This is a genomic window from Bradyrhizobium sp. AZCC 2230 (genome assembly GCF_036924495.1).
In the GTDB taxonomy this organism is placed as follows: Bacteria; Pseudomonadota; Alphaproteobacteria; order Rhizobiales; family Xanthobacteraceae; genus Bradyrhizobium; species Bradyrhizobium rifense.
Genome location: NZ_JAZHRS010000001.1, coordinates 1,202,092 through 1,215,449, shown reverse-complemented (window position 1 = coordinate 1,215,449; position 13,358 = coordinate 1,202,092). Strand labels below are relative to the sequence as shown.

The following is a 13,358-nucleotide window of genomic DNA, read 5'->3' as shown; positions in this document are numbered from 1 at the left end:
GGCCTGCCTTAACGGCCGCCGCGCGAGACCCGCTCGATTTCGGCCTTCACGATGCGTTCGACGAGGCCCGGTAGATTGTCGTCGAGCCAGGATTTCAGCATCGGCCGCAGCATCTCTTTGACCAGATCCTCCAGCGTCCGCGCATTGCTGCTGAGCACCGTGTGGGCCAGCGAGTTGAAGGCGGATTCGACCGCCGAGACAGTCGACTGGGCCAGGATCGGCTGCTGCGGCGGCAACGGCGGCGCGTCAAAGTCCACCGGCGCATAGGACGGCGCGGGTGTCGGACGAGGCGGCGGCGCCTCGGCGAATTCGAGATCGTCGCGCGGCTCGACCCTTCGGAAGCTCGGCGGCGGCGGCGCGGGCGTCGGCTCCGGGTCCATCGCCATCTCGTCGGTCAATTCGAGCACGTCGGGTTCAGGTTCGGGCTCAGGCTCGGGTTCCGGAGCACGGATCTCGGGCGCAGCCGTGGCCGTATCGAGCCCCGCCAGCAGTGCGTCGATGTCGTCCTGGTTGTTGGGGCCGGCATCCGCCGCAGGCGCGGGTGGTGGTGGCGGCGCGGGCTTCGCGGCCGGAGGTGGCGCAGGCTTTTCAGCGGCAGGTTTTGCAGGCGCGACCTTGGATGGTGGAATGTCGGCCATCGCCTGGGGCTTTGGTGCGGGCGCGGCGGGCGCCGGAGCGGGCCTGGCAGCCTCTGCCGGCGGCGGCTTGGCCTCGTCGTCGGCAATGATGCGCCGGATCGAGGCCAGAATCTCCTCCATGGAGGGTTCTGTGACCTTTGCAGGCTGCGTCATCTCCGACTCCACATCATCAACGCCCTCGCATGCGTTGTTTTACACCAAGCACGACAGGATTGGCCGGTTCCGGATGTGTGCCCCGACATTTTCGTCACGGCAGCCAGACTTGTCCCCAGATCACGGCTCAACGTGAGGCGGCGCGCCCCTGCCCCGTCACTCAAGCATTACGCATGCAACATTGGATGCGGGCGAATCGACCCGCAGCTTCTTGGCAAGGCTATGTCAGGGATTTTGATGATTGCAAGCAAAGCACCGGTCGGACTCGTCTGTTTGCGAGACCGACCGGAGAACTACGGCAATCAGCGTCCGTCAGGCGTACGCACGCCGACCCAGCTGTCGCGGACCTGCTGGTAGTGCACGCTCGGATCGTAGACGGTGGTGTTGAGGCTGAGCACCTGAGGTGCAAGGCGGCCAACCGCGCTGAGCACCGAATAGGACGCCACCACGCGGTCGTGCTGCGCCGTGACGAGCGCGACGCGCGCATTCACCAGCGCCTGCTGCGCGTTGAGTACGTCGAGCGTGGTGCGCTGGCCGGCCTTGGCTTCCTCGCGCACACCGTTCAGCGCGATCTCGGAGGCCGTGACCTGGGCCTGCGCGGACTGCACCTGCGCCTTGCCGGCTTCCAATTGGCCCCAGGCCTGCACGACGTTGGCGCGAGTCTGGTCGCGCGTATTTTCAAGATTCAGGCGCTGCTGCGCCAGGTTCTCTTTCGATTGGCGAATCAGCGAATATTCTGCGCCGCCCTGAAAGATCGGCACGGTGACTGTCGCGAGAGCCGACGCCGTATTCGTTCGGAAAACCTGGAGGCTCTGCTGGTAACCGGTGCTGACGCCGGCCTGGACCGTGACCGTGGGCAGTAACGCGCCTTCGGCTATCTTGACCTGGAGATAGTTGACGTCGATGCCGTACATCGCAGCCGTGACGTTGGGATTCTCCACCAGGCTGAGATTAACGGCAGTGGCTAACGTCGTGGGCAGGAAACGATCGACCGGCGAACCCGGAGCGAGGTTCGTCGGCTCGTTCCCGATGATTCGGCGGAAGTTCGCGCGCGTCGTCGTGAGATTCGATTCGGCCGTGAGTGCCTGCGTCTTACCGGCAGCCAACTGAGCTTCGGATTGCGCAACGTCGGTGCGCGTCACTTCGCCCACATTGAACCGATCACGGGTCTGCTTGAGAGTCTGTTCGAGCACGCGGACGTTGCTGCGCTGGACTTCGAGGGTAGCCGCATCCCGCAGAAAATCCATGTAGGTCGTTGCTGCACTGAGCAGCACCGACTGATCCAGAGCGCGCAGCGCCTCACGCTGGCCGGACACCTGAGCTTCCGCGTTGCGCGTCCTGTTGGCCGTGATGTTGCCGTTATAGAGCGTCTGGTTGACGGTCAGACTGGCGCTGTTGGACTGGGGGACGCCATAGATCGACGTGGACTTCTGCGCCGCCTGGATATCCTGATATTGGTACCCGGTGCCCAGGGTCACATTGACCTTGGGACGATATCCCGACAAGGCCTGCGGCACGTTCTCGTCGGTCGAGCGCACCTGGGCGCGCTGTGCGTTGAGCTGCGGATTGTTCTGATAGGCGCGCACCAGCGCAGCCTCGATCGTATCCGCCAATGCAGGCGTCGGCCCGGCAAGCGCCGTCAGGAGGACCGAAACCGCTGCTCCGGTGAAGAACTTCACCCCATGCATCCCTTAAATTCCGTTCATTCTCACGTCAGGCTCGTGCCCGCGAGCCTGGGTACCGTATCCGAGTGGAGTCGTTGCCCCGCCGCAACATAGGACGCGGACGAGCGCGACGGAACTACCCTTCGGTAGTTCCCAGCGGAAACTCTTCACGTGCAGCATCCCGGCCACACTTCTGATTCAGAACGGGATTTTAACGGGGTTTGGGCCGTCAGAAGACGAAGGCGGCGGCCCGTTCCAGCCCAGGAAGCACCGGGGCGGCGGCATCGAACAGGGGCCGATAGCCGAATTCGCCGTGGGTACGGGTCACGATCATGGCCCGCGACGGCCGGGATTCGGCCGAGACCCCCACCAGCCGTCCGCCTTCCCTGAGCTGGCCGAACAGTCCGTCCGGCGTCACTTCGGTCGCGCCGTTGAGGATGATCACGTCATAGGGCGCGGCAGCCGGATCGCCCTCGGCACAGGCGGCAGCCTTGCAGGTGACGTTGCTGAGCCCGATTGCGGCGAAGGCGTCCTTGGCTTTCGCCGCCAGAGCCGGATCGCTCTCTGTTGCCGTGACCTGGCGCGCAAGCTTCGCGGTCAGCGCGGCGAGGTAGCCGGTGGCGCAGCCGACGACCAGTACGTTGTCACCTTCGCCGATCTCGGCGGCCTGGAGCAGCTTGCCGATCAGCTGCGGCTTGATCAGGAAGCGCTTGGCGCCGCCCTCGCTCACATCGAGATCGAGGTCGAGATAGGCCAGCGCCTGCCGGCTCGCCGGCACGAAGGCCTCGCGGGGAACCGTGAGCATGGCATCGAGAATGCGGCGATCGGTGACGTCATTGGTGCGCACCTGGCCATCGACCATTTTTAGGCGCGCGGTCGAAAAACCGGACATTTGCGGACCCTGCAAGGCGGACGATGCCGCGAACGAAACTTGGCGGCATATTTGGAGCAGGCACCGCGAAAACGCAACACGTCCGTTGGCCGGTGAACCAACGGCTACGCAACGCGGGTATCGGAGGCGAGATGGCCTATTCGATCGCCACCGCAAGCCGGCCGATCAGGGCCGCCACTTCGTCCAGCCGCGCCGAATCGGGAGTCTCGACCGCGCGGGCGAGACAAGCCAGGCATTCATCGTCGCTCAGCTCGGGAATATCGGCCGGCAGAATCGAGGGGGCCAGGTGGGCGCGGTCGATCTGGATGTCGGGCATGGGAATCAGCTCCGTAAGAGTCCGGCCCTATGAAGCTCGATTTGAATTAAGTCGATTTGGTGCCGTCTGCACGGCGGCTGTGCCGCGGCCACACACATCCACTTGAACGCGATTCTGTCGGGCTCAAGCGTAACGATGCTGAGAAACCGAGCGAGCAACATCGAGCGTCGCATCAGCGAACACAAGCAAGCGATTGAAAATGCAGCGGAATTTGGCTCCCCGGGCTGGATTCGAACCAGCGACCATCCGATTAACAGTCGGATGCTCTACCGCTGAGCTACCGAGGAAAAGGCGAACCAGTCGTTCGCGCGCGGCTGCGTATAACAAAGCCGGTTGCGCTTGCAAAGGACGAATTCGCCATCCTTGGCAAAGCATCGAGGAAGGGCCATTTTGAAGTTTCTTGCCGGCCCCTCCTCCTGACCACCCGGACCGATATTACTCGGCGATGAAGGACGTGGTCTTGGTGCCGGGGTCGTAGCGCAGCCGAAGCGCGGTCATCTTGCAGAGGTTGACGTTCTTCCAGAGAACGGACTCGTCATAGTTCTGCCAGTCGACGCGGATGTTCCAGACGCAGCCCTCGTCGTCCTCCTCGAACTCGACATAGGTCGAGGCCTGGTTCTGCAAAACCTTGTCCAGCTCGTTGTCCCATTCGTCCAGGCCATCATCCGGTGCGTTGAAGCCCAGGAATTTGATGGCATAGCCGGTCTCGTTCACGACGGTGACGTTGCGGGCATCGGCCGCGAACGACGATGGAGCAGCCACGATCGCAAGTCCGATCGCGATCAGTCCAGACAGAAAAAACTTCATGTGAAATTCTCCGGATCGAAACAGGCTCCGGCGCCTGACGTCGATCGGCGCAGGCGCCGCGGCAACCAATGGCGTTGCCTTGAAGGGTTCGTCCGGAGCGTGATCGAGAGGTTCGACACGCCCTCGATCCGCGCTCCGGCTCGTTGCGCGACGCGAGACGCGCAACGAGCCAGTTCATATCGATTCGAATTCTCCGCAGCAATGAACCGGCATTCATAGATCGGCGGTGTTTGTTTTTTCCGGTGCAGGTACGGCCGGCGGCGTTACCGCGGCACCATTGGTCTTGCCGGTAACAGCGCCAACCAGCGTCTTCACGGGATCGTCGCCTGGCGCAAACCCGCTCTGGCGCAGGATCTCGTCGATCATCGGACGCAGCGCGTGCACCTTGAGAAGCTCGCCGGCGAGCCCTTCGCCGAAGCCGACATTGCCACCACCGACGCCATTGCCGCCGAACGCGCCGCCGGCGTGCAGGATGCGAACGTCCTTCAGGTTTCCGATCGGCCTGACCATCTCGGCCAGCGCCGACGGCATCGTCTCGATCCGCTTCTTGGCGAGCTCGAAGTCGATCACGTTGGCGCCGAGCTTGTTCTGCGCCTCGTTCTTGAGCGTGATGATTGCGGCTTCGGCCTCACCGATGTTGCGGACGCCGACCGCCTTGATCTTGTTGGACTCGGCTTCCGCGGTGGCCAGCGTCTTGACCGCTTCGGCGCGGTCGAGCGACGCCTTCTTCTCGGCTTCTGCCGCGACGATCAGCTCGGTCGATTTGCGCTCGGCCTCGGTGCGCGCTGCGAGCACCTGGGTGAGACGGGAACGATCAGCGACCTCGACGGCGCGCGCGGTCACGACCTTTTCCTCCGCGGAGACGGCGAGCGCTTCAGCGGTCTTGGCCTCGGCGACGGCTTCCGAGGTCTGCTTGCTCTTGGATGCGATCTGGATCTCGTTCTCCTGGGTCGCGATCTGGATTTCGCGCTGCGCATCAGTCTTGCGCTTGTTGATGGCGAGGTCCGACTCGATGACCGCGGTTTCCTTGACCTGCTTGGCTCCGGCCTCCTTCTCCGCGACCGCACGGTCGGTATCGATGCGGGCGTTCTCTTCGGTCAGGCGCGCGGTTTGCGTCGCGGTTGCGACTTCGGCGCGGGTGCTGGCGGTCTTGTTGGCGATGTCGCGCTCCTGCGACAGCTCGGCCTCCTTCTTGGTCCGCTCGATCGTCAGGGTCTGCTGGCGCGCCTCGAGATCCTTTTGCGCGATCGCCACTTCGTTGTCGCGCACGATCGAGTTGCGGTCGCGCCGGCGCGTCTCGGTGACGGTTTTCAGCTGGGTCAGGCCTTCGGCGTCGAAAAAGTTTTCCGGATTGAAGAATTTTACATCCGTCTGGTCGAGCTTGGTAAGTGACACCGATTCCAGCTCGAGGCCGTTCGATTTCACGTCGGACTCGACGGTCGCCTGCACGTGCTTGACGAAATCGCTGCGCTTTTCCTGCAGCTCCAGAATGGACATGGTCGCCGCGACCGACCGCAGGCCGTCGACGAATTTGGCCTCGACCTGGTTACGCAGGGCTTCGGCGTCATTCGTCAGCGCGCCCAGCGTCTGGCTCGCCAGCGCAATGCTCTCATCGTCGGGACGGACACGTACGTAGAACTCGGCGACGATATCGACGCGCAGGCGATCCTTGGTGATCAGGGATTCCCGCTCCTTGCGTTCGACGGTGAGCCGCAGCGTCTTCAGATTGACGCTGGCGTAAGAGTGGAAGATCGGCAGGATCATGGCGCCGCCGTCGAGCACCACCTTCTTGCCGCCGAGGCCGGTGCGCACGAAGGCCTCGTCGCGTGTGGCGCGCTTGTAGAGAATGGTGAAGATAATGCCCAAGACGACGATCAGCGCGACGCCGATCATGGCCGGGACTGCAATGTCGAACATGACTTTCTCCAAAAGTGACTGGCTAGCTGCTTAGACTGGACTTGGACGGCTTGAGTTCATCGTCGGCCTTGACCGCCACGAAGCGGGTGTCGACGCGGTCGACCAGGAGGACCAGGGTTCCCTGCGGCAGCGGCGATGACGTGGGAGCTGCCACCGCCGAGACAAAATGCCTGTTGCCGTGGACGTCGGCGACGCTGACGCGGCCGGGCGGTCCCTGGTCGAGCGGACCGACGACGACCTCCCCCACGCGGCCGACGAGATCGCCGAGGCCGATCGCGTAGCTCTCATCCTTGGGGATGACCCGCGCGATCCCGCTGCTGGCGGCGCGGACCAGCGGGACCGACACGACGACCGCCGCGAGCGAAGCGATCAAGGCCGGCAAGGGACCGGCCACCATCCGCGCGACGTCCTGGATCAGGAAGCCGGTAATCGAGAAGGCGCCGAGCGCCAGCAGCAAGAAGATCAGCAGCGGCACGCCGCCGACATTGATCCAGGAGATGGCGTTGATCACACCATTATCGCTGGGATGGCTGAAATCGATGCTGGTGCCGAGCATCTCGCTGAGCGAGGCACCGACCAGCATCGTGACCACTTCGAGCGCGCCGACGATGAGGATCATGGCCGCCGCGATCGCGAACGGCCTGACCTCGGGCGACATGACGTGTTCGAGCAATGCGCTCATGACACGAACCTCAGGAGCGCGACTTCAACCGCGCCAGCCTCGCTGCAATCTCCTTGTCGCGATGCAACGTGCTGAGCTCGTCGATGTCGCTTGAAAACGTGATCGCTGCCGGCACGCCGGTAGCCCGCGCCACCGCCCTGCCCGCGCGCAGCGCCTTCGCCGCGGCCGAGCCACCGCCGGGCTTCCGGGGTGACGTTGAGGCCTGGTGGCTTGCGGCAGCCTCGCTCTTTTCGAGATCAGCGCGGCGTTGTTCGGCATCTTGCAATGCCGACAGCACGGCGCGCAGTGAGGTGACGCACTGTTCGATCTTCTCGTTGTTCTCGTCGATGGCGCGGGAGAGCACCTCAAATTGGGCCTCCAGATCCATCTGCCGTGCGATGCCGGCGCGCGCGAGATCGTCGCGGCTGTCAGCGACCGCACCTTCGATCTTGGCGGCGAGATCGGTCATCTCGCGTTCGATCTCGGTGCGACGGGCGTTGAGGCGATACTCCTCGGCGCGCGCGGCCGCGAGCGCATCGCGCGCTTCGCTCTCTGCGCGCTCGATCTCGCGGATGGCCTGTCCGACCACCCCAAGCTTGTTCTTGCCTTCCGCCTGCTCGATCGCGTCATAGGCAATGCCGGCAATCAGACGTCCGACCCGGGACAGGAAATTTTCGGGAGCGGCAGCGATGGTATCCATAGCGTTCTCCTCCTCTGGCAGACTGTTCGGCGTGACGCCGTAGTGAACCTCGAAACCGTCGTTGGTGCGGATCAGGTGCGCGGGCACGCTCTGCCACCAGCCCTCCGCATAGCCGGCGTAGTCGAAGGGCACGCTGAAACGCCCCTGCACGGTCGAAATCGAAATGGTGGCCGGGCCCTTGATCTTGGCGAGCTTGTCGTCGAGCGGCAGGCGGCGGCCTTGCGCCGCGCGATAATCGGCACGGTCGCGCAGGCCCAGCGTCACCAGCCGCGACGGCAGCGCGGTTTCCTTGCGGATGGGGTCATAGGCATGGGCATGCAGCAGGACGACGTTGGAGCCCACATTATGGGTCCGCGCGACCTCGTCGAGGATCTCCATCATGCGGTCATAAGCCCTGAACGTCGCCTCAATCGCGGCTTTGGCGGCCGGGTCAGGGGCTAGCCTGTAACGCAGCGCCGATGGCGCATGTCGGGGCGACGGGCTCATGGAAAGCACTAAAGCACCATTTTGGTGCTTTACAAGGGGGAAGCTCGATCACGTTCCACTGATCCTGATGCACTCTGGAGGTTAGTCGCTGTCGCCCGGGGCCGCGTTCAAGGCGGACCATCACCTCTAGATCACCGCGGATCAAGACTTCTTGCACGCGCGGGTTGCAATTTTAGGTAAAGGCCGCGCGGACCTCGAACACGAGACCACGGTGTGACGCGCAGCTCTCTCCACGTCATTGCGAGGAGCTCTTGCGACGAAGCAATCCAGAGTCCCACCATGGCAAGAATCTGGATTGCTTCGCTTCGCTCGCAATGACGAGCAAGGAGCATTTGCGCGCTCTGACAACGCGCATCTCAACTCGCAGACACAGCTCCGCATCCTCGCGGCTTGCTTCGCCCGAGCTTTGCATCCTTACGTCACCCTCCATTGTCAGAGGGCGCAGGGAAGACCGGGCGCCGGCTGGGCACCCGCGGTCCACTGTGCGATGATTGCGCTACAAGAGGCTGCACAGCGGCATACAGGTGTAGCCAAACATCCGGCCTTCCCTGCGCAGTGGGTTTACGGCTTATACCGAGCTCTCCCCGGGGAGCGATGCACTATTGCCCCCGTCGCCTTGCAGCTGGCTGATGTGCTCACCCGGTCGGGCAACGCACATCACCGCAAGACTTGACGCACAGACCCCGGGCGTCAGGACGACACGGTTTTACCGTACGCCAACCGCACCGGTCGTGCGCGCGCTGACTATCGCTCACGGTTGCGCGCCCTGCGATGCTCTTCGCGCCGATGCAGTCGGCGTCCACCACGGCTCATCCCACGTTCGTGACGATCGCGATACGCCCCTCTGACCGGGATGAGGTGGAGGACATCTACTGCAAATCAGAATTTCGGCAAAGAAGAATATTTTTTGCAAGCGCGGATTGACCCTGCGGTTGGGTGTTTTGCCCGCGGGCAGCGCAAGAGGTTGTGGATGCGGAGCGTCACGGCCGCCGGCACACCAGGTCGATCTCGATCAATGCATCATAAGCGAGCCCGGTAACCCCGACACAGGTGCGGGCCGGAAGGCGTCCGAGCGCAAAGTACGTGCGATAGGTTTCGTTCATCGCCGCATAATCGTCCTTGAAGCGCGTCAGATAAATCCGCGCCATCACGACGTGCTCGAGGTCGAGCTCGAGACCGGCGAGAACCACTTTCAGGTTTTCCATCACCGCGCGGGTCTGCGCGACGATCCCATCCGGCAGCACGCCGGGCGTCTCAGGCGTGTCCGGCATCTGACCGGTGACGAACACAAAACCGTCGGTCTCGACGGCGTGGCTGAAGGGCGCGACCGGCTTCGGTCCGCCGCTGATCATGTGGAATTTCACTTGGGCTATCCTTGTTTAAGGCGCGTCCTGAAACAGACGCTTGCTGATGATGGCGTGCACGCCCCAATTGCCGTCGACGACCTGGGTTACGCCGAAATCGACCGCCGCCGACATCAGCGCGATCGCTTCATCTTCGCTAAGGCCTTTCACATTCATCAGGAAGCGCCGCATTTTCCGGAATGCGTCCTTCATCGCGAGGTCGAGCGAGGATTTTGCGTAGACCTCGCTCTGGCCTTGCGCGCCGAACTCGGCGAGATAATTGGGATGGCTGAAGCCGGTCAGCACCCAATCGGTCTCGGTCTCGATCAGGGGATAGGAGAGATCGGCAAACGGTTGGCCAGCCAGATCGGCCTTCTTGTGCAGGATCACCTCGAACGTGCCGGTCATCGAGCATTCGATCGCCGTACCACTCAACTCGCCGTCGCCTTGCGCGGCATGGGGATCACCGACCGAGAGCAGCGCGCCAGGCACGGAGACGGGAAGATAGACCGTCGCCCCCTTCCCGAGCCGCCAATTGTCGAGATTGCCGCCGAAATAGGACGGCGGCACGGAATCGATAAAATCCACCTCGCGCGGCGCCACCGCGATCACGCCAAAATGCGGCCGCAAGGGAATGCGGATGCCGTCGAGCACGTCGTGGCGGCGCTTCACCGTGCCGGGCAGCACCGGAATTCCGGGATAGTCGTAGGTTGCGTGCACGACACCGAACGGATCGGTCTGCGGCTCCCAGCGGTAGGAATAGAGCGCGCGGGCGTGCGGCGCGGCCGCGTCGTCGAAGATCTCGTAGATCGTCACCGCCTCGCGCGGCTTGGGTCCTGAGAGGAACTCGTCGTAATGGTAGCCCCACCAGGCCGCGACCGAAGAGCCGAAGACGCGGCCGGCGTGTTTCGGATGTCGGCTCGCGCGCGGCACGATGTCGAGGATGCGCACCTCCAGCACATCGCCGGGTTGGGCATCCTTCACGGCCACCGGCCCTGTGCAGATGTGTACGCCGAAACCCTCGCCGGCACCGCGGCCGAACACGCTGGCGTCCATCGGTCCCGCGCCGCGGCGATCCACGTTCTTCCCGGTCTTGGTCCAGCCGAACACGCTTTCGGCGGCGGCATCGCCGGCGATCATCCGTTCAGGATCGTCGGAGGCATGCTGCGTCAGTGTCTCGATGGTGATGGTGTCGCCCGAGGTGATCTCGAGCTGCGGCGAGAGCGAGCGACTGAAATAGCCCCAGTGGACGCGGCTTGCTTCGATCGGAAGATGATGGTGCTTGCGCCCGGCCGTTCTTGGCTCATCCGAGTCAGCCTGGAAAACATTGCTACGCGCCTCCGCTCCCACTTGATGCGCGCGGAGCTGCGCCAGCGCATCCTGCGGCCAGCCGCGTTGACCGGCAGCGCCATGTTGCAAGGTTGCCCGCTCGGCCTCCTGCTGGCGGAACTCGCGCGGCGGGAGGCCGAAGCGATGCCGGAAGGCACGGCTGAAATGCGCGGAATCGCCAAAGCCATAGGCGTAGGCAATTTCGGAGATCGAGCGATGCGCTTCCGCCGGGTTCGACAGGTCGGCCCAGGCGCGCTGGAGACGTCGCTCGCGGACGTAATGGGTGAAGTTGTCGCCGACCGTCTCGAACAGCTTTTGCAAATAGCGCTCAGAAATCCCCTCAGCCTGTGCGACCCGCGCCGGGACCAGATCGGGATCGTCGAGGCGGCGCTCGATGGTCTGGCAGATCCGGTGCAACAGCGCGGCCTGCGTCGCGCTCGATCCAGCGTCGGATGTCGAGGAGGCCTGCTGATGCGCGAGCGTCAGGAGGAGATCGACCAGTGCCTGCGAAACCGCATTCCATTCGACATCGCTCAAAGTATCGAGCGTGCGGGCGGTCGCGTCCAGCAGGCGCGCGAAGACGTCGGCAAATCCGCCCGGCGGAACGACGCGGGGCTCGCGGAGTCGCGGCTTGCCCGAGAGGCGCCCATGCAGCGCCTCCGAAGTCACAGCCAGCACGATGGCGCGCATATCGCGCTGGAACACGATGCTCCAATCGCCGCCGCGCGGCAGCAGCACGAGATGGCCGACGGGAACAATGCGATGGCCGCCGGCGCTTTTCAGCACCATGCCGTCCTCAACCGGCATCAAGGCGATCGGCAGATCCTCGTTCGCCTGCGATAGAGGGGCAATGCTTTGCGCTCCCGCGGCCATGCGCGTCAGTGCGACGCCGGCGGCATGACGATGCGAAGCCGTCGCGTGTCCGTCATAGAAAGAATGACTGCCCGCCGGTTGCAGGCCGACCGCGGCCAGCACGTCCCGCCAGGCTTCGGGGCGGTCGTCTTGCGCGTAGGACTCGCTCGTGAACGGGCGGAAACTCATCGGATCGACCCAGATTGCAGTGGATCGAAGCAACCTCTGTGCCAGACGCACGCGATCATCCGTCACAGCGACGGGCCGCAAATGATCTCCGCTCTTCACCTGTTCATCTCAAAAACGAAATGTCCCTCAACGCATTAGTCGCACCGGAAGATGTTCTTGCGGATTGTGCCGTGGACGCCCCAATTGGCGTCGACCACCTGGGTGACGCCGAAATCAGCCCCGACCGACAGCAGAGAGATCGCCTCGTCCTCGCTGAGGCCGTGCACCGTCATCAGGAACCGGCGTAGTTTTCTGAACGCATCGCGCATCGCACGGTCGAGACTCGAGTGATTGGCAATCTCGGTTTGCGCGTCGGCGCCGAGGCTTGCGAGATAATTCGGATAGGTGAAGCCGTAGAACGACCAGGCGTGATCAGTCTCCAGCATCGGATGGTCGAGGCCTTCGAGATTGGTGCCGGCGAGGTCGGCCTTCTTGTGCAGGATGAACTCGAAGTCTCCGGTCAGCGAGGTCTCGATCGCAGTGCCGCCGAGCTCGCTGTCGCCCTGGGCTGCATGGGGATCGCCGACCGAGAAATAAGCGCCTGGAACCGCGACCGGATAGAACATCCGCGCGCCCTTGCCGATCCGCCAGTCGTCGATATTGCCGCCCGTGTAGCTCGGCGGGATCGAGCTGACGAAATCGGCCTCCGACGGCGCGAGACCCATGGTCCCGAAATGCAGCCGCGCCGGCACCTTCACGCTTGCGAGGATGTTCTCGCGCTTCCTGATGGTGGCGTGATCGACGCGAACCCCGGGATAATCGATGGTCGGATGCACGATGCCGTCAGGATCGGTCTGCGGCGTCCAGACGTAGTTGTAGACGGCCTTCGCGTAAGGCTCGCCTGAGGTGTCGAGCTCGAAGATGGTCACGACCTCGCGCGGCTTCGGCTCCTCGATCAAATCGTGATAGTGAAAGCCCCAATTGGCTGCGACGTTGGAGCCGAAACAGCGCCCGGCGTGACAGGCGCTGCAGCTCGGCCGCGGCCGGACGTCGAGGATGCGCACCTCAAGAATGTCGCCGGGCTCGGCGCCTTCGATCGCAACAGGGCCGGTGAGGAGATGCACGCCGATCCCCTCGCCTGCGCCGCGGATGAACGGGCCTTCGACCGGACCGGAGCCGCGCCGCGCCACCGCCTTGTGCTCGCGCGTCCACTGGAACACGCTCTCGGCGCCGGGATCGCCCGCGATCATGCGTTCGTAATCGTCATTGGCATGATGGGTGAGCGTTTCGATGGTGGCGCGATCTCCCGAACGCAGCGTCAAGGCAGGCGCGACGGCCTTGGAGAAATAGCCCCAGTGAACGGTTTTGGGCGAAACCGGCAGCGTGAAATGCTTCATGACTTTAACTCTTCTGACTTGGCCTCTTCGGAGGT

At 63.7% G+C, this 13,358-nt stretch carries 11 protein-coding genes and 1 tRNA gene; all 12 read right to left on the bottom strand.

What is annotated here, in order from left to right:
* Positions 1 to 8: 8 nt before the first annotated feature.
* Complete coding sequence (locus V1280_RS05815; RefSeq protein WP_334520262.1) at positions 9 to 791, bottom strand: PopZ family protein; 783 nt, start codon at positions 789 to 791, stop codon at positions 9 to 11.
* A 302-nt stretch (positions 792 to 1,093) separates the two neighbouring features.
* A complete protein-coding gene (locus tag V1280_RS05810; RefSeq protein WP_334520259.1) occupies positions 1,094 to 2,479 on the bottom strand; it encodes a TolC family outer membrane protein in 1,386 nt (461 codons plus the stop codon).
* Between the two features lie 205 nt (positions 2,480 to 2,684).
* Positions 2,685 to 3,347 carry a protein-L-isoaspartate O-methyltransferase family protein gene (locus V1280_RS05805; RefSeq protein WP_334520256.1) on the bottom strand — a complete coding sequence of 221 codons (663 nt, stop codon included), beginning with the start codon at positions 3,345 to 3,347 and terminating at the stop codon, positions 2,685 to 2,687.
* A 136-nt stretch (positions 3,348 to 3,483) separates the two neighbouring features.
* Complete coding sequence (locus tag V1280_RS05800; protein WP_148752283.1) at positions 3,484 to 3,663, bottom strand: hypothetical protein; 180 nt, start codon at positions 3,661 to 3,663, stop codon at positions 3,484 to 3,486.
* Positions 3,664 to 3,875: 212 nt separating this feature from the next.
* Positions 3,876 to 3,950: transfer RNA gene (locus V1280_RS05795), tRNA-Asn, on the bottom strand.
* 148 nt (positions 3,951 to 4,098) lie between these two features.
* On the bottom strand, positions 4,099 to 4,470 hold the full coding sequence (locus V1280_RS05790) for a hypothetical protein (RefSeq protein ID WP_334520251.1): 372 nt from the start codon (positions 4,468 to 4,470) through the stop codon (positions 4,099 to 4,101).
* A 213-nt stretch (positions 4,471 to 4,683) separates the two neighbouring features.
* Positions 4,684 to 6,387, bottom strand: a complete 1,704-nt coding sequence (locus V1280_RS05785; RefSeq protein WP_334520248.1) for a flotillin family protein — start codon at positions 6,385 to 6,387, stop codon at positions 4,684 to 4,686.
* Positions 6,388 to 6,409: 22 nt separating this feature from the next.
* Positions 6,410 to 7,069: an OB-fold-containig protein gene (locus V1280_RS05780; protein ID WP_334520245.1), complete on the bottom strand. Its 660-nt coding sequence runs from the start codon at positions 7,067 to 7,069 to the stop codon at positions 6,410 to 6,412.
* A 10-nt stretch (positions 7,070 to 7,079) separates the two neighbouring features.
* Positions 7,080 to 8,243, bottom strand: a complete 1,164-nt coding sequence (locus V1280_RS05775) for a PspA/IM30 family protein (RefSeq protein WP_334520242.1) — start codon at positions 8,241 to 8,243, stop codon at positions 7,080 to 7,082.
* A gap of 971 nt (positions 8,244 to 9,214) precedes the next feature.
* Complete coding sequence (locus tag V1280_RS05770; RefSeq protein ID WP_334520239.1) at positions 9,215 to 9,598, bottom strand: RidA family protein; 384 nt, start codon at positions 9,596 to 9,598, stop codon at positions 9,215 to 9,217.
* A 15-nt stretch (positions 9,599 to 9,613) separates the two neighbouring features.
* Positions 9,614 to 11,947, bottom strand: coding sequence for an acetamidase/formamidase family protein (locus V1280_RS05765; protein WP_334520236.1), 2,334 nt, complete (start codon positions 11,945 to 11,947; stop codon positions 9,614 to 9,616).
* A gap of 134 nt (positions 11,948 to 12,081) precedes the next feature.
* Positions 12,082 to 13,323, bottom strand: coding sequence for an acetamidase/formamidase family protein (locus V1280_RS05760; RefSeq protein WP_334520233.1), 1,242 nt, complete (start codon positions 13,321 to 13,323; stop codon positions 12,082 to 12,084).
* Positions 13,324 to 13,358 lie beyond the last annotated feature (35 nt).